The 15,890-nt window shown below is 69.7% G+C and carries 15 protein-coding genes; 8 read left to right on the forward strand and 7 right to left on the reverse strand.

The features are described from left to right. Genes ETD83_RS05750 through ETD83_RS05765 form a run of 4 tightly spaced genes read left to right on the forward strand, consistent with a single transcriptional unit; the run spans window position 1 to window position 4,675 of the window. Entirely contained in the window at window positions 1–1,851 is a 1,851-nt protein-coding gene (locus tag ETD83_RS05750) for an SCO2524 family protein (RefSeq protein WP_138643996.1), read from the forward strand. Between the two features lies 1 nt (window position 1,852). After that, entirely contained in the window at window positions 1,853–2,773 is a 921-nt protein-coding gene (locus ETD83_RS05755; protein ID WP_138643997.1) for an SCO2523 family variant P-loop protein, read from the forward strand. After that, on the forward strand, window positions 2,770–3,720 hold the full coding sequence (locus tag ETD83_RS05760) for an SCO2522 family protein (protein ID WP_138643998.1): 951 nt from the start codon (window positions 2,770–2,772) through the stop codon (window positions 3,718–3,720). Before ETD83_RS05755 ends, ETD83_RS05760 begins: the two co-directional genes overlap by 4 nt. Beyond that, complete coding sequence (locus tag ETD83_RS05765) at window positions 3,698–4,675, forward strand: SCO2521 family protein (RefSeq protein ID WP_138643999.1); 978 nt, start codon at window positions 3,698–3,700, stop codon at window positions 4,673–4,675. Before ETD83_RS05760 ends, ETD83_RS05765 begins: the two co-directional genes overlap by 23 nt. A gap of 49 nt (window positions 4,676–4,724) precedes the next feature. On the opposite strand, the gene ETD83_RS05770 is transcribed toward ETD83_RS05765, so the two are convergent. After that, the gene (locus tag ETD83_RS05770; protein WP_138644000.1) at window positions 4,725–5,915 is read right to left on the reverse strand and encodes an NAD(P)/FAD-dependent oxidoreductase; all 1,191 of its coding nucleotides are present in this window, start codon (window positions 5,913–5,915) and stop codon (window positions 4,725–4,727) included. Between the two features lie 986 nt (window positions 5,916–6,901). Between ETD83_RS05770 and menC the strand changes: the two genes are divergently transcribed. Further along, window positions 6,902–8,014: an o-succinylbenzoate synthase gene (gene menC / locus ETD83_RS05775; protein ID WP_138644001.1), complete on the forward strand. Its 1,113-nt coding sequence runs from the start codon at window positions 6,902–6,904 to the stop codon at window positions 8,012–8,014. Window positions 8,015–8,318: 304 nt separating this feature from the next. Here the strand turns inward: menC and ETD83_RS05780 are convergent, their stop codons facing one another. Genes ETD83_RS05780 through ETD83_RS05790 form a run of 3 tightly spaced genes read right to left on the reverse strand, consistent with a single transcriptional unit; the run spans window position 8,319 to window position 9,783 of the window. Continuing rightward, a complete protein-coding gene (locus tag ETD83_RS05780; protein ID WP_138644002.1) occupies window positions 8,319–8,633 on the reverse strand; it encodes an AMP-binding enzyme in 315 nt (104 codons plus the stop codon). Beyond that, on the reverse strand, window positions 8,630–8,920 hold the full coding sequence (locus ETD83_RS05785) for a VOC family protein (protein ID WP_138644003.1): 291 nt from the start codon (window positions 8,918–8,920) through the stop codon (window positions 8,630–8,632). The genes ETD83_RS05780 and ETD83_RS05785 overlap by 4 nt, the downstream gene beginning before the upstream one ends. A gap of 2 nt (window positions 8,921–8,922) precedes the next feature. Continuing rightward, window positions 8,923–9,783: an alpha/beta fold hydrolase gene (locus tag ETD83_RS05790; protein ID WP_171064039.1), complete on the reverse strand. Its 861-nt coding sequence runs from the start codon at window positions 9,781–9,783 to the stop codon at window positions 8,923–8,925. Window positions 9,784–10,400: 617 nt separating this feature from the next. Between ETD83_RS05790 and ETD83_RS05795 the strand changes: the two genes are divergently transcribed. The 3 genes from ETD83_RS05795 to pntB all read left to right on the forward strand — a co-directional run bounded on the left by ETD83_RS05795 (window position 10,401) and on the right by pntB (window position 14,438). After that, entirely contained in the window at window positions 10,401–11,228 is an 828-nt protein-coding gene (locus ETD83_RS05795; RefSeq protein ID WP_138644004.1) for a DUF4394 domain-containing protein, read from the forward strand. A gap of 225 nt (window positions 11,229–11,453) precedes the next feature. Continuing rightward, a complete protein-coding gene (locus tag ETD83_RS05800) occupies window positions 11,454–12,986 on the forward strand; it encodes a Re/Si-specific NAD(P)(+) transhydrogenase subunit alpha (protein WP_138644005.1) in 1,533 nt (510 codons plus the stop codon). Window positions 12,987–12,989: 3 nt separating this feature from the next. Continuing rightward, on the forward strand, window positions 12,990–14,438 hold the full coding sequence (gene pntB, locus ETD83_RS05805) for a Re/Si-specific NAD(P)(+) transhydrogenase subunit beta (protein ID WP_138644006.1): 1,449 nt from the start codon (window positions 12,990–12,992) through the stop codon (window positions 14,436–14,438). A gap of 9 nt (window positions 14,439–14,447) precedes the next feature. Here pntB and ETD83_RS05810 read toward each other — a convergent pair whose 3' ends face one another. The 3 genes from ETD83_RS05810 to ETD83_RS05820 all read right to left on the reverse strand — a co-directional run bounded on the left by ETD83_RS05810 (window position 14,448) and on the right by ETD83_RS05820 (window position 15,889). Next, window positions 14,448–14,942, reverse strand: a complete 495-nt coding sequence (locus ETD83_RS05810; protein WP_171064040.1) for an MBL fold metallo-hydrolase — start codon at window positions 14,940–14,942, stop codon at window positions 14,448–14,450. A 91-nt stretch (window positions 14,943–15,033) separates the two neighbouring features. Next, the gene (locus ETD83_RS05815) at window positions 15,034–15,213 is read right to left on the reverse strand and encodes a hypothetical protein (RefSeq protein ID WP_138644008.1); all 180 of its coding nucleotides are present in this window, start codon (window positions 15,211–15,213) and stop codon (window positions 15,034–15,036) included. A gap of 127 nt (window positions 15,214–15,340) precedes the next feature. Beyond that, window positions 15,341–15,889 (reverse strand): dihydrofolate reductase family protein, encoded by a 549-nt coding sequence (locus ETD83_RS05820; RefSeq protein ID WP_138644009.1) that lies wholly within the window; start codon window positions 15,887–15,889, stop codon window positions 15,341–15,343. Window position 15,890: the final 1 nt, after the last annotated feature.

The following is a 15,890-nucleotide window of genomic DNA, read 5'->3' on the forward strand; positions in this document are numbered from 1 at the left end:
ATGAGGATTCAGCCACGCGAAGAACTCCTCAACCTCTGGCGCTCCATCATGAAAGTCTCGCTCGATGGAGACAAGTGGCAATGGGGCGGCCGATACGAACGCAATTCGATCAGTGATGCCGAGCAGCTCCTGTGCATCATCTACCCGGCGACCGTTCTTCCCTACTTCCGCATCGACCAGCCCGACGACACCGCCGACGACATCCTTGAGGTGCTCCGGCCGCTCGGCGACGAGCTGGACATCCCCCAGCGGCTGGTCGAGCTGCTCATCGAGCACATCGAGTACTACACCGAGGACGACGGCCCGTCCTTCACCGGAGGCAGCTACTTCAAGAGCGCCAAGGACGGCACCGAACCCACCCCGCAGCAGATGCAGGTCGACGTCGTCGACTCGTTCTCGATGGCGGTCTCGCTCATGCTGAGCACGCTGTCGCTCGTCCGCGGCTTCAGCAGCACGGTCATGAGCCCCGAGGCCGAAGCCCGCGTGCGCCACCTCGAGCGGATCGCGAACGTCCGGCTGACCGCCGCGATGGTGGGCCTGCTGCGCAGCTTCGTCATCAACGTCTTCACGCCCGACTCCAGAGAAGGCCTGGCCCTGCTCGGCACGGTGAACCGGTCCAACCGCTCGACCCGCCAGGTCGCCGAGGAGCTGCGCTCGTCGCTGCAGGAGATCCGGGCCTCCCTCGGGGAAGTGACCTTCGGGTTCCGCCAGCAGCGCGCCGCCGAACTGATCGAGAACCGCAACCGGCTGTTCGAGATCGGCTGGACGTGGGGCATCGCCCAGGACGCCCCGGACGTGGAGGGCGTCCCCTCGGTGACGAACCAGCGCCGCGGCATCGCGGAGAGCGCGCCCTTCCTCTACTTCACGGTGAACGCCCTTGACGGCATCACCGACCTGTTCTCCGGACGCACGACCGTCCTCGGCCTCCTCAACGACGAGCAGCAACGCCTCGCCGGCGCGCTCAAGCTGCGGTGGGAGCTCACCCAGCGGTACTGGGGCACGATCGCGACCTTCGGCGACGCCCGCCGGCGGCCCCTGGAAGACCTGCCCTGGCGCACCACCGACGACCGGGAGTCCGACCACTTCAGTCTGCTGATCATTTCCCTGGTGCTGCAGGACCAGGAGGTCCGCGGCACCACGAGCACCATGGAACGCCCGCGGCTGGCCGACATCCTCATGAAGCTGGGCGAGCGCGGCCGCGTGACCAGCCGGGCCACCCGGGACGACGCCGCCGTCCGCTACCACACGCCGGGGACGGAGATCCAGCTCGTCGGCAGCGGCCGCGACGGGCCCGATCTGTTCTGGCGGCTCAACGACTTCTCACCGCTGCTGCTCAAGAACGTCCTGCGGCTGGCCAGGCTGACGAGGGACGCCGACCTGCGGGAAGACCTCATCCAGACCGCGGACGAGATCTGGGTGCACATCTTCCAGCGCCGGATCGAGCACTCGGTCAACGCGGGCCTCTGGGACGACGCGGCCAACGTCTTCGAGGGCCTCAAGAAGCACAACGACCGCCCGTCCTGGTACTACACCGAACGGATCGTCGAGTGCATCGTCATGGCGATCGGCCTCATCCAGGACCCGCTCCCCCGCAGCGCCAACATCCACGCGGTGGCCCGCGCCATCCTCAGTGAGACCGACAACCTCTTCGACCTGGAGCTTCTCGAGGCCAATGTGGTCGACCGGGGAGCGCTGCGCGTCCAGTTGGAGGAGGCACGGCTCAACCTCAACCATGCTCATGAGATCGCGTCGTTGCGACCCGCCACCGCCATCGCGACCGTGATGGACATCCTGCGCACCCTGGAGAAGGTCAGGGTGGCCCGGCAGAACGCCGCGGAAGGGGCCGGTTGACGTGCTCGTCATAGCCACCTCCGACAAAGGCGGCACCGGACGCTCGGTCACCACATGCAACGTCGCCTACCGGCGCGCGATCCAGGGCGATGACGTCTGCTACCTCGACTTCGACTTCGGCTCGCCGACCGCGGGAGCGATCTTCGGCGTCGAGCGGATGACCCACGGGACCCAGGCCGAGGACGGGCTCCACCGGTATCTGCAGGGCAAGACGGTGACGCCGGGCTATGTCGACATCTGGTCGGAGAGCCGCCGGCCGCCGGGCACCGGTCCCCGGCCGACGGGCGCCGGGAACCTCGTCCTGTACCCCGGCGACCTGGGCGGCGGCGAGTTCACCGCCAAGCCCGAGGTCATCGAGCGCTGCGCCGAACTGCTGCTGCTGTTGCAGAGCCAGTTCTCGGTGATCTTCATCGACCTGAGCGCCGGGCGCTCTCACGCGGCGGAGATGATCCTCACCGTCACCGCGCGGGAGAAGCGGATCTCCGACACCCGCTGGCTGGTCTTCCACCGCTGGACCAGACAGCACATCTCGGCCGCGGCCGACCTGGTGTTCGAGGAGCGCGGGCTGCTGGAGTTCGGCCACCTGTTCGGCCACGACCGCGACGAGCTGCGCCGCCGCATCCGCTTCGTCCGGACGGCGGTGATCGACCCGAAGATCGACCAGGGCCTGCTGGGGCTGCGTCCCGAGCAGGAGGCGTGGCTGCGCCAGGTCGACAAGGGCCTCAACGAACAGGCCAACATCGCGGGTCTGGGCCGCACCTCCGTGATCGCGACGGTGCCCGTCGACCCGGTGCTCCAGTGGCGCGAACAGCTCATCACCGACGAGGACGTCTACGCCGAGATCGCCAACGAGACCACCGTCGACGCGTTCGCCACGCTCGCCGCGAATCTGGACGAGCCGGCGGCCTGGAGCCGGTTATGACCGAACCCGAGCTGGAGGTCGATGTCCTCACCAGCCAGCCCCGCGTGGAGCGGGTGCCGCGCTCGCACCTGTCGCTCGAGCTCGGCCACCTGTACATGGAAGACCTGCTCGACGGCCCGCAGGCCCTGCGCCGCCACTTCGCGCAGATCAGCCCCTGGGCGGGCTTCGTCCGCGCTCGCCATCCCGCGCCCCTGAGGGTCAGTACCTGCTTCCTGGTCGACGACTACTTCAGCCAGGTCGCCTCGCCCAAGAAGCTCGTGCCCGAACTGCTCGAAGCGGCCCACGACGCGGGGCTCGGCATCGACTATCTGGTGAGGGAGTCCGCGTGCGCCTGCGCCGGCGACGTGTCTCCGGCGGAGCTCGTCCTCGGGCGTATCGTCTCCGACCCCCCGCGGGGCAGCAACGGCCTCCGCCCCCCGGTCCACATGACCGGCTGGGTCTCCAACAGCAGGGACAGGCTCAGGCCCGACGGGTTGGACGAGGCGCTCGCCACCCGGCCCTGGCGCCCTCCCGAGCAGAACGGCGCCCGGAGCCACTCCATCTGCATGGAGGTCCAGCTCTGGGACGAACCCGACGGCCGGCGGCGGTGGTCCTGCGCGCTGCTCTCGGCCGTCTGGCAGCTGCTCCGGCTGGGGCTTCTCCGCCATCAGGGCAAGCCCGTGATCTCGCCCGAGCGGTGGACGGGCGAGTACCCCGACCGCTGGGAGGATCTTCCGCCGCTGGTCCAGCTCGCCGACGGCGCGCAGCCGTTCGCCGCGTTCCAGACGGTGTCGTTGCTCGAGACCCGGTTCGCCGACGTGGAGGCCGCCGTGCGGACCATCCTCGACCAGGTCTCCATCGACCCGGCCGTCACCGAGCAGACCGCCGCCCAGGCCACGGCCCAGAAGGTCGATCTATCCGATGACGTCGTCGGCAGGATCTCCCATGTCTTCAGCGACGGCCTCTGAGGGCACCCTCTCCATCGGGGAGATCCGGACGGGCCTCCTCGGGCACTCCTCGCAGCTGTCCATGGCGGAGACGGTGAGGCTGCTCGACCTGGTGCCCGGCGAGCAGGTGCGGCACGCCGCGTATCCGCGCGCTTACGCGGTCTCGCCCCAGCGGCTGGCCGGCATCGACTGCTTCATGCCTTCACGCTCAGGACGTCACGTCCGGGGCGTCGGCACGTTCGCGACACGGGCCACCCTGACAGGCGGCCTGATCGTGCAGACCTGCTCGCACACCACGCTCGTGCCGTCGTCCCGGCAGTACCGGCGGGAATGGTCGCACTACCTGGCCACCCCCGGCGTGGTCGAGTACCTGGGCCGGCTGCGCCTGGACGACGCGGCCGAGGGATTCGCCCAGGCCGAGAACGGCCACCTGAACATCGAGATGGGGCGTACCGCCGAGTCCACGGTCTTCAACCTCCAGCGGTCGAGGCTGCTCGACGGCAAGCAGCCGCTGCACGCCCCGCTGGGACGGTGGCGGTGGGCGCTGCAGCCCGTCCGGGACAACGGCGACCCGGGCCTCTACCGCTTCACCGTCCTGCCCGAGGGCACCCGCCTGATCCGCCTCGCGGTCGTCTGGCCGGACGTGTCCGACCTCCTCGACCTCGTCGAGGACCTGGCGTTGCACGACTGGCTGCTCGACTTCGTCAGCCGCCAGATCGAGCGGGCGCGGCCCGGCTCCGGTGACCTGGACCGGACGCTCCAGCACATCGGACCCGTCATCGACCACCTGCTGCACCACTGGATGCCCAAGGCTCGAGTCCAGCCCGGCCTGTACGGGCTCTGGGACGCCTTCGACCGCTTCCAGGGCCTGACCCGGCAGTGGGACCTGACCATCAACCGGATCCGCGACCACGTGGCGCTCAACAGCCTGCGCCTGGTGCTGCGAACGGAGAGCGAATGGTCAGGGCTGGGCTGAGCCGGCGCGAGCGGAAGCTGACGCGAGCGCGGGCCGGCGCGGGCGGGGGCTAGCGCGGGCGGCTCGCAGCGAGGCGTTCCGGCCTGCTCACATGCAGGTCGGCGCGGTCCTCCTCGGTCAGCGGCGTGTCGAGCAGCAGCTTGACGGCCAGCTGCGCCGTGCGCGGCGCCAGCGTGATGCCGAGGCCGCTGTGCCCGGTGGCCGCCAGCACGCGGCGGTAGGGATCGACATAGCCGAGGATCGGCAGCCCGTCCGACGTTCCCGGCCGGACCCCGGCGCGGGCGCCGATGACCTTCCACTCGGCGACGGCCGGCAGGATCCGCTTCAGGTTCCGCAGGATGGACTCATTGGCCTGCGGCGACGTCCCCGGCGAGGCGTCGCCCCGGTCATGGGTCACGCCCACGGCCACCCGGCCCTCGGCGTAGGGCGTCGCGCGGACGATGTGCGTCTTCTTGTCGCCGGACACCAGCGCGTCGCACTGCGTGCCCAGCCCGCCGCGTGCGGGAGCCGCGACCTCGAGAATCTGCCCCTTGACGGGGCTGAAGTCGCCGTCCCGCCAGTCGATGAACTCCTTGACCAGCTCATGGCTCAGGTGCCCCGCCGCGACGACCACCTGATCGGACCGCAGGACGCGTCCGGAGCTCAGTACGACCTGGACACCGTCGGCGTCCGCGCGGATGTCTTCGGCACGTTCCGGCATGCAGGTTAAGCCGCTGTCGGCCTTCAGGATGGCCTCAAGCGCGGCCATCACGCGCATGGGCTCGATCGAGAGGTCGTCCGGCAGCCACAGCCCTCCCATGACGGCGGGCCCGAGCAGCGGCTCGTGCCTGCGCGCCTCGTCGGCGCCGAGTTCCCTGGCGGTCACGCCGCGCTCGTGGAGGAGGGGAAGCACATCGTTGATCAGCCGGTTGTGCTCCTTCTCCTCGACCGCGACGCACAGGAGGCCGGAAGGGCGGAGTTCGAGCGACTGCCCCCAGGCGGTGGACAGCCGCTCGATCCATCCCGGGTAAAGGTCTCGGCTGCGTTGGGCCATCGGGCCCAGTGCGCCGTGTCCTTCGTCGTAGAGATGCGGATTGATCCCACCTGCCGCCGCCTGCGAGGCGCTGGTCTTGACGCGGGCGCCGAGCTCCTGCTCGACTATGCTCACTCGCAGGCGTGAGCCGCATCGCAACTGTTCGGCGATCCCACCTCCGATGATGCCTCCGCCGACGATGATCACATCGTGGTGGGTGGGGATCATCACAACTCCTTCGACACCGAGGTCTTCTTAGGACGGCGGGTACCTCGGCGCGGTGCCCATCGTCGATGCTGATTCCGGAGCGCCGCCCACCTGGCTTCGTTCACGGCGGAGAGAGCGGCGCCGAGCGCGAAACAGCCAAAGCGGGCATCGCTAGATGGATGCATCCCGAAAGGAAGTTATATCACCGGCCGCTCCCCTGGGCGAAGTGCCGGGTTTCGCCAGGGATACGTCGGCATACTGCAGCTAAATTGCCGGTCTAAGTTCGTCCACGGTTTTTGCGCCGAGGGCATGAGTTGTGCGTCGGCGGGCGCCACCGGAGCGATCGAGCGGTCTTGCCCCAGAGTAGAGGGCGGCCGAGTGCCCAAGATGGCGGTATGTCGCATATGTCACCTTCTGGCGCTCCCGCGGAGATTAGCGACGCGGACGGCATCGCATTGGACGCCAAGTGAAGGCATGAATGCGAAGTGCCACATCGAGGCGCCCGGAGACGATCTCCTTGACAGCGGTCGGTAATCAAGCGAATTCAACGGCGCCGCGGCAGCGGGACGTCCAACCGCACTTTTCGGAAATAAGAATGGGCGATGAGTCGGCGGAATTCCTAAATGTGAGATGTGAACCAGAACATGCGCCGGATCCGGCCGGTGGCCGATCCCGGACGCGGCTCGCCGTCGTCCGCCCGCCTCCGGCCGCACCAGCGCGGGCATCGGTCACCCGCTACGCTCACCGTCCGCCAGCAGGGCGAATCGCCGCGCGGCGAACCGGGCCCCCGGCCATTTACCTGCCTCATCGCCGCCAGCCCAACTCGGCCGAGCGCGTTCCCCTCCCGAGAAAGCGATCTCTACAGCCCTTGGTCAGGCTGACCCATCGGGATAAGTTACTAACACATATCCGCCATTTCAGGTGGTGCGGGACACACGAGACGGATCGCCCCGCCCGGCCTGCGCACCGGAGAAGGCGCCGATGGACAGCCCGGCGATGGCCCGCCGATGAGGATCGAGTACGTCGACCTGATCGAGGTCGCGCTGCCGCTCGTGAGCCCCTTCCGAATCTCCACCGGGACCATGACGGCCAGGGAGACGTTCCTGCTCCACGTCGTCACCGACACCGCCGAGGGCTGGGGCGAATTCGCAGGAGACCCTGAACCGGGCTACTACTCCGAGTTCGCGGGCTCCGCCGAGATCATCGTCCGCGACTTCCTGTTGCCCGGCGTCCTCGCGCTGCCCGAGCCGCGGGTCGCCGCGCTCGGCCCTGTCTTCGCGGCGGTCAAGGGAAACCGGCTGGCCAAGGCGGTGCTTGAGACGGCGCTGCTGGACGCCGAACTGCGCGCCTATGGAATGTCGTTCGGCACCTTTCTGGGCGCGGCGCGGGAGGCCGTTCCCGTCGGCGTGTCCGTCGGCATCCAGGACTCGGCCGGCGAGCTGCTCGACATGGTGGAGCGGTATCTCGCCGACGGGTACGCCCGGATCAAGCTGAAGATCGCGCCTGGCTGGGACCTGGAGCCCGTGCGCGCGGTCCGGGAACGATTCGGCGACGACCTCCCGCTACAGGTGGACGCCAACACCGCCTACACCCTCGGCGACGCCGGGCACCTGCGCCGTCTGGACGAGTACGGCCTGCTGCTGATCGAGGAACCGCTCCAGGAAGACGACCTGCAGGCCCACGCGCAACTGCAGCAGCGCTTGACCACCCCGATATGCCTGGACGAGTCCATCCACACCGCGCGCGACGCCGCCGCCGCCATCGCGCTCGACGCCTGCCGGGTCATCAACGTCAAGCCCGCCCGGGTCGGCGGCTACCTGGAGGCCCGGCGGATCCACGACCTCGCCGCCGCGCACGGCGTCCCCGTCTGGTGCGGCGGCAACCTCGAGACCGGCATCGGCCGGTCCGCCAACCTGGCGCTGGCGGCACTGCCCGGCTTCACCCTCCCCGGCGACCTGTCGGCCTCGAACCGCTACTTCGCCGAGGACATCACCGAGCCGTTCGTCCTGCACAACGGCCTCCTGCGGGTTCCCGCCGGGCCGGGCATCGGCATCGGCCCCCGGCCGGACGCCCTGGCCCGGCACACCACCGCCGTCCGGCGGCTCCACCCGCGAGAGTGACCGGCACCGCCCGATCGCGACGGTGATGGCAGGCGGCTAGGGCCAGGCCCCAGACCAGCCAGAGCACGGGCGGGATCCAGGCGCCCCCAGTTGATCGCGGCGGCGACACAGCCCACCGCCGGTTACGGCGGCGGGCTGTGGATCTGTGGTCGTGTCATGAGCGGGGTGGCGCGTGCGCCTGGGAGCCCGCGGCGTTGAGCACCTGCTGGTGGGCCCTCCCTCAAACCGGGAGCATGCCCGCACCCACGTGCCGCTGGTTCATGCCGGGCATCCAGCCGTGGTGGTCACGGCCGGGGTCGAGCAGTCACCGGTGTGGGGCTGCCAGAGCGGCGCGGAGGGCCTTTTTGTCGATCTTGCCTACCTTGGTGGTGGGGAGTTCGTCGACGACGATGAGGCGTTCGGGGAGTTTGAAGCGGGAGACCCCGGCCTCGTCCATGCTGGCGCGGATGCCGTCCAGGGTCACCGCGGCGTCCGGCTGGGGGACGACGTAGACGCACAGGCGCTCGCCCGGTTCGGGGTCGGGCATGGCCACGGCGGCGACCTGGCTGACCTGCGGGAGCCGGTAGACGAGGTTCTCCACCTCCTCGGCGGAGATCTTCTCGCCACCGCGGTTGATCATGTCCTTGTCCCGGCCCTCGACGATGAGGTCGCCGCCGGGGGTGAGCCGGCAGATGTCGCCGCGGCGCGCAGCTCGTCGCCCGACCCCAGCTGCCAGCCGTAGTAGGCGCCGCCGTCGACGTCGGACGGCTCGATGATGATCCGCTGCTCGAAGGAGTCCATCCGGAAGCCGGTCCTGCCGGTGTCCGAGCGCACCTCCGCCAGGCCCAGGACGTCGGTCGCGTACGAGCGGAAGGCCGCGGGGCCGGTCGAGTTGAGGCCGGTGTAGCCCAGTTGCTGGATGTCCACGGTCAGTCCTCCCCGTCCGCGACGAAGTCGAGTACCTCGCGGGCGAAGATCTCCGGGTATTCGATCATCGCCCAGTGCCGGCAGTTCGGGATCAGGTAGCCGGTGGAGTTCTCCAGCAGCGGCAGGAACCGGAACGCCTGCTCGATCGGCACGACGAGATCCTGCTTCCCGTTCACCACCAGCGTCCGCGTCCGGACCTTCGCGATCTCCTCCGGCGGATACTGCAGGCCGTTCTTCGCGACCCATCCCATGGTGGCCTTGTACGCCGCCTTGACATCCGGCTTGATCGAAAGCTCGTACCGGTAGCGCACCTGCTCCTCGGACGGGACGAACGCGGGGTTGGCGAGCACGTCGATGATCGCCCTCATCCCGTCGACGGTGAAGTCGTAGTGCACCATCGGGCCGAGTTCCGGGGAGATATGGGTGGTGAGGCCGCCGCTCCCCATCAGCACCAGCCCGGCCACGAGGTCGGGCCGCAGCATGGCGGCTCCGAGCGAGGTGGCGCCGCCCATCGAGTTGCCCACGAGGACGCAGGGACCCAGCCCGAGACCCTCGATGAACGCGATGAGCTGCCGGTTCCTCGCGTCCTGCGTGTAGTCGAAGCCTTCCGGGGCGGGGGCCTCGGAGAGCCCGAAGCCGACCATGTCCATCGCGTAGGTCTCGGCCGCCGCCGTGAACAGCTCGAAACAGCCGTACCAGTTCGACCGGCTGTCGGCGCCCGCTCCGCCACCGTGCACCAGGACGATGGGGCGCCCGCTCCCCTGCCCGCCCCGGTAATAGGCGGTGCGGAAGGAACCCGTCTGGATATACCTGACCTCGCCCAGGGACGAGGCCGGGGCGGTCGAAAGACTCTCCGCCGTCATGGCCACCTCTTCACGTAGCACTCGAAGACAATTCCGAGAAACGCATGGTGGGCCCGCGAATAAAGCGGCACCGTGCACTCTCAGTCGTCACGCTACATACGGGAATGCGATGTGACTTCGGTCGCCACGTAGGAATGCCCCCGACGGTTTTCCGCCACTGTGTCGGACAGCACACCCCGCGGCGACCGCCGGGGGCAGATCATCGATCAACGACGGACCGTCACCCGGCTGTGGTGCCGGGGGCGCCCGGGCCCCTGCCGGTGTCGCGCGAGCGCCCGAAACCCGGAGGGCGGTGTCCTGGTGCGGCCGTGCGGCGGTACCGGCAGGTCATCCCTGGAGTGACCATCTGCGGACAGACGCCGGCGATGACCTTGCCCGGCACCTGGTGCACGATGAGCGTGCGGAGGACTGAAAGCGACCCTCCGCACGCTCCCCACACAGTCGCGCTTTTCTCTTGAGATCGGCACCAAGAATCGTTCGGGCCGATTCCGCCTGCGCAGAACCCGCGGGCGGTCTCGATCACCGACGGGGTTTGCCGGCACTTTTCGCGAAGCCCGTCGCTCCTGCAGACATTGCCGCCGGAACGTCCGGCGTGCCCTATGAAAGGAGAAGGGTTGATGAAGGCACGAATCAGGTTGGGGATGACCGCATTGGCGGCCGCGGCGGCGTTGGTCGCCGTGGTCCCGGGCAGCGGGTCGGCCGGCGCCGTCAAGCTGAAGGCGTACGGGATCTCCAGCGACGGGACGCTGATGGCCGCGTTCAAGACCGATACCCCGGAGGTGCTCGACTGGGTGCGGAACCCGGTCGGGCTGGTCACCGACACCTCGCTGATCGGGATCGACTTCCGGGTGCAGGACGGCAAGCTGTACGCCGTCGGCGACTACGGCGGCATCTACACGGTGTCGCTCGACGCGGGCTCCGAATGCACCCTCACGAAGGTCTCCCAGCTCACCGTGGGGCTGAAGGGCACGTATTTCGGGGTCGACTTCAATCCGGCGGCCGACCGGCTGCGCGTGATCAGTGACACCGGCCAGAACCTCCGGCACGACCTCAGCGCCAACACCACGGCCATTGACAGCCCCCTGTCCGCCACGAACGTCACCGCCGCCGCCTACACCAACAACGACCTCAATTCCGGCACCGCGACCACATTGTTCGACATCGGCACCGACGGCGACCAGGTCGTCATCCAGTCCCCGCCCAACAACGGCACCCTGGTCGCGACCGGCTCCCTCGGCGTGAACGCCGGGCCCAACGCCGGCCTCGACATCTACAGCGACCTCGGCAACGGCAAGACGATCTCGAACACGGCCTTCGGGACCTTCGTCCCGCCCGGCGGCGGCGCCACCTTCTACACCGTCGAACCGCTCACCGGCACGGCCGCCCCGGTGGGCAAGTTCCCGCTCCCCATCACCGACGTCGCCATCGCACTCGACACGAACTGACGCCCGCCTCGTGAGCCCGGCCCGGTCAACGGGCCGGGCTCACCACCCGGCCCTCGCTCCGGCCTCGGGTCTGAACGCATCTCCGTCGTCACCGTCCGCAGCGGCACTATTCCATGTGCCCAAACTTTCATGGCGAAGACTGGCACACAGCGCAAAGCGGAAACCGCCGTGCGCGCGGCATAATTAACTTGATGTCGAGATACCAGACACCGTGAGGTGGTTGTCATGATCGTTGGGGTTCTCAAGGAGGAACCGCCCGGCGAACGGCGGGTGGCGGTGACACCGGACACCGTCACCCAGCTGCAGAAGCTCGGGTACGAGGTGGTCGTCGAGCCCGGCGCCGGAGCCGGGTCCGGCTTCCCCGACGACCGGTACGAGGCCGCGGGCGCCGCCATCGGCGCCGCCGAGGCCGCGGACGTGGTGCTGGGCATCGGCCCGCCCTCGCCCGAGCGGCTGGACGCGCTGCGACCGGGCGCCACGCTGATCGGCCTGCTGAGCCCGCGGCTCAGGCCGGACCTGGTGGAGGACCTCGCCGGCCGTCCCCTCACCGCGCTGTCCCTGGACGCGGTGCCGCGCATCTCCCGGGCGCAGTCGTTCGACGTGCTCTCCTCGATGGCCAACATCGCCGGGTACCGGGCGGTGATCGAGGCCGCGCACGAGTTCGGGCGGTTCTTCACCGGCCAGGTGACCGCGGCGGGGAAGGTGCCGCCGGCGAAGGTGCTGGTCGCGGGGGCCGGCGTCGCCGGGCTCGCGGCGATCGGCGCGGCCAGCAGCCTGGGCGCGATCGTCCGGGCCACCGACCCCCGGCCGGAGGTCGCCGACCAGGTGCGCTCGCTCGGCGGCGACTACCTCGCCGTGGCCGAGCCGGAGCCGGACGACGATCCGGGCACCGGTTACGCCAAGGAGATGTCGGACGACTACAACGTCCGCGCCGCCGCGCTCTATGCCGAGCAGTGCCGCGACGTCGACATCGTCGTCACCACCGCGCTCATCCCCGGCAGGCCCGCGCCGAAGCTGATCACCGCCGAGATGGTGGCGACGATGCGGCCGGGCTCGGTGATCGTCGACATGGCCGCGGCCAACGGCGGCAACGTCGAGGGCACGGTCCCCGGCGAGCGGGTGGTCACCGCGAACGGCGTGATCATCCTCGGCTACACCGACCTGGCCGGACGGCTGCCCGCGCAGGCGTCCCAGCTGTACGGCACCAACCTGGTCAACCTGATCCAGCTGATGACCCCGCAACGGGACGGCGAGCTCGTCCTGGACTTCGACGACGTCGTCCAGCGCTCGATGACCGTCGTCCGCGAGGGCGAGCTCACCTGGCCGCCGCCCCCGGTGCCGGTGTCGGCGGCACCGGCCGCCGCGCAGCCGGTACAGCGGGACGCCGAGGCGGACGTCCCGTCCCGCAAGGCGGACCCGGCGCTGCGCCGGCTCGGCGCCGCCGTCGCGGCCGCCGCGACGTTCGGACTGATCGCGGTCTCACCGGCGGCGCTGCAGGTGCACCTGACCGTGTTCGCGCTGGCCATCGTGATCGGCTACTACGTCATCGGGAACGTGCACCACGCGCTGCACACCCCGCTGATGTCGGTGACCAACGCGATCTCCGGGATCATCGTGGTCGGGGCGCTGCTGCAGATCGGCACCGGCAGCGCGGCGATCACCGTGCTCTCGCTCGCGGCGATCCTGCTCGCGAGCATCAACGTCTTCGGCGGATTCGCGGTCACCCGCCGCATGCTCGCCATGTTCGTCAGGAGCTAGGCGATGACGATCGCAACCGCGGCGACCGCGGCGTACATCGTCGCGGCACTGTTCTTCATCCGCGCGCTGGCCGGTCTCTCCCGGCACGAATCCGCCCGCCTGGGCAACACCTACGGCATGCTCGGCATGGCCGTGGCGCTCGTCGCCACCGTCGCCCTCACCGTCGACGACGACATCGGCCTGCCCGCGTTCGCGCTCCTCGTGGCCGCGGTCGCGGTCGGCGCGCTGATCGGCCTGAACCGGGCCAGGGCGGTGGAGATGACCGCGATGCCCGAGCTCATCGCGCTGCTGCACAGCTTCGTCGGGCTGGCCGCCGTCCTGGTCGGCTGGAGCGGCTACCTGCACGTCGAGCACCACCCCGAGGGGGCGGAGGCGACCGGGCTCGCCCGCGAGGACATGCTCGGCATCCACAGCGCCGAGGTCTTCATCGGCGTCTTCATCGGCGCCGTCACCCTCACCGGCTCGATCGTCGCCTTCGGCAAGCTGTCGGGACGGTTGAAGTCCGCGCCGCTGATGCTGCCGGGCAAGAACCTGCTCAACGTCGGGGCGCTCATCGCCTTCGCCGGGCTCACCGCCGCCTTCGTCGCCCAGCCCGGGCTGTGGTCGCTCATCGCGGTCACCGCGGTGGCGCTGCTGCTCGGCTGGCACCTGGTCGCCTCCATCGGCGGCGGCGACATGCCGGTGGTGGTCTCCATGCTGAACAGCTACTCCGGCTGGGCGGCCGCCGCGTCCGGGTTCCTGCTCGGCAACGACCTCCTGATCATCGTCGGCGCGCTGGTGGGCTCCTCGGGCGCCTACCTGTCGGCCATCATGTGCAAGGCGATGAACCGCTCGTTCCTCTCCGTCATCGCGGGCGGCTTCGGCCTCGAGGCGCCCGCCGCGTCCGGCGGCGACCACGGCCGGCACCGGGAGATCACCCCTGAGGGGACCGCCGAGGCGCTCGCCGCGGCCTCCTCGGTGATCATCACTCCCGGCTACGGCATGGCGGTCGCGCAGGCGCAGGCCCCGGTCGCCGCGCTGACCGCGCGGCTGCGCGACCGGGGCGTCCAGGTCAGGTTCGGCATCCACCCGGTCGCCGGCCGCCTCCCCGGCCACATGAACGTGCTGCTCGCCGAGGCCAAGGTGCCCTACGACCTGGTGCTGGAGATGGACGAGATCAACGACGACTTCGGCGCCGCCGACGTGGTCCTGGTGATCGGCGCCAACGACATCGTCAACCCCGCCGCCGAAGAGGATCCCGCGAGCCCCATCGCGGGCATGCCCGTCCTGGAGGTCTGGAACGCGCAGCAGGTCGTCGTGTTCAAGCGCTCCATGGCCACCGGGTACGCCGGCGTCCAGAACCCGCTCTTCTTCCGCGACAACACCCACATGCTCTTCGGCGACGCCAAGGAAAGGGTCAACGACATCCTCCAGGCCCTCGACCACCTCACACCCGTGGGCGCCCGGCGGTGATCCGGTCGCCTATCGTCCTGGGCGGGTGCCTACTCCGAGCTGCATGAGGTCCTGCCCGACGATGAGCTTGCCCGAGTAGTCGGCGGCGAACGCCTGCCGGAGGTAGCCCGTCATGGCCGAGATCCCGGAGATCGGGCCGCCGGGGTTCACCGGCCCCGGGGCGGGACGGTCGGGCGGGAACGTCCGGGGCGGAACCGGCCGGTCACCCGGACCGAAGACACGGAACGGCTCGCCGCTGCGCGCCCGCAGCAGGTTGATCTGGGCGGTGGTGTACAACGCCGGCCATTCGACCGTGTGGTCGGAGTGCATGTGCGTGAAGAAGATCCCGCGCACGTTGGCGGGCGCCGACGGGTCGCCGAGCAGGCCCGAGCGGAGGAGCTGCACCGCCGCTCCATGACCGAGGTCGACGACGTAGACGTTGTTCCCGTAGACGACGGCGGTGGAGATGCCCATCCGGTCGCCGCTGAGCACGATCGGCCCGCCGCCCGTACCGAGAAGCACCACCCGCGTCCGATGCCGCGCCCCGGGACGTGGCGCCGCCTCCGCGCCGGGCAGCCCGGCCCCGGCGCTGTGAGCCTGTGAACGGCGAGGGCGGTTACGGGCTGCCGCCCCGCCGGCTGATCAGCTCGTCCTTGGTCAAGCCGTGCTGGCCGAGAAAGCCCTCCGCCTCGTCGTACTCGACCGGATCGGGCAGCACCTCCTCGGCCTCGGCGGCCGCGGTCGGCAGTCCCGCGTCCCGGAGCAGTTGAACTACGTGTTCCCTCGGGACTCTCATCGCCCTCACCGGCCCTTCCGCCTTACCCAGACCAGGAACCTCATGGCCACCTTGGGTTTCCCCACTCACCACGACTGAATCCTCAGCACACCGGGCCTCATCACGCTCTTGGGCGAGCGTGCGTCGCTCAGAGGTCGTAGGTGGTGAGCAGGGCGCCCGAGGCGAACCTCCGGGTGCCGATGAGGCGGAGGTCCCTCTTCGGGTACGTGCCGTTGAACAGCGGGGTCCCACCGCCGAGGAGGACGGGGTTGACGACGAGCCGCAGCTCGTCCAGGACGCCGAGGCCGATGGCGGCCGTGGCGGCGCGGCCGCCGGCGAACAGGGCGAGGTCGCGCCCGTCCCGCGCCTTGAGGTCGTTGAGGGCGGCCGCCGGGTCGTCTCCGAGCAGGTGGGAGTTGTGCCACCCGGTGTGGTGAAGGGTGCGCGACATGACGTACTTCGGCAGCTCGTTCATCCGGCGCCGCTGGGTGGCGGAGACCTCGTCGCCGGCGGACGGCCAGTATCCGGCGAGCTGCTCGAAGGCGGTCCGGCCGAACACCATGCCGTCGATCGACTCCAGCAGGGTGTCGATGTGGTCCTGGAACTCCTGGTCGGCGAATCGCCAGTCGATGTCGCCCGCCTGATCGGCGATGTAACCGTCGGCCGACACGTTGACGTGCAGGAAAAGGCGTCTCACG

The sequence above is a fragment of the Actinomadura soli genome (assembly GCF_005889715.1).
GTDB classification, from domain to species: Bacteria; Actinomycetota; Actinomycetes; order Streptosporangiales; family Streptosporangiaceae; genus Spirillospora; species Spirillospora soli.

Coding starts and splice junctions, on each gene's coding strand:
- ETD83_RS05750 (WP_138643996.1), top strand. CDS start 1: ATGAGGATTCAGCCACGCGAAGAACTCCTCAACCTCTGGCGCTCCATC.
- ETD83_RS05760 (WP_138643998.1), top strand. CDS start 2,770: ATGACCGAACCCGAGCTGGAGGTCGATGTCCTCACCAGCCAGCCCCGC.
- ETD83_RS05765 (WP_138643999.1), top strand. CDS start 3,698: ATGTCTTCAGCGACGGCCTCTGAGGGCACCCTCTCCATCGGGGAGATC.
- ETD83_RS05770 (WP_138644000.1), bottom strand. CDS start 5,915: ATGATCCCCACCCACCACGATGTGATCATCGTCGGCGGAGGCATCATC.
- menC (WP_138644001.1), top strand. CDS start 6,902: ATGAGGATCGAGTACGTCGACCTGATCGAGGTCGCGCTGCCGCTCGTG.
- ETD83_RS05780 (WP_138644002.1), bottom strand. CDS start 8,633: ATGATCAACCGCGGTGGCGAGAAGATCTCCGCCGAGGAGGTGGAGAAC.
- ETD83_RS05790 (WP_171064039.1), bottom strand. CDS start 9,783: ATGACGGCGGAGAGTCTTTCGACCGCCCCGGCCTCGTCCCTGGGCGAG.
- ETD83_RS05795 (WP_138644004.1), top strand. CDS start 10,401: ATGAAGGCACGAATCAGGTTGGGGATGACCGCATTGGCGGCCGCGGCG.
- ETD83_RS05800 (WP_138644005.1), top strand. CDS start 11,454: ATGATCGTTGGGGTTCTCAAGGAGGAACCGCCCGGCGAACGGCGGGTG.
- pntB (WP_138644006.1), top strand. CDS start 12,990: ATGACGATCGCAACCGCGGCGACCGCGGCGTACATCGTCGCGGCACTG.
- ETD83_RS05815 (WP_138644008.1), bottom strand. CDS start 15,213: ATGAGAGTCCCGAGGGAACACGTAGTTCAACTGCTCCGGGACGCGGGA.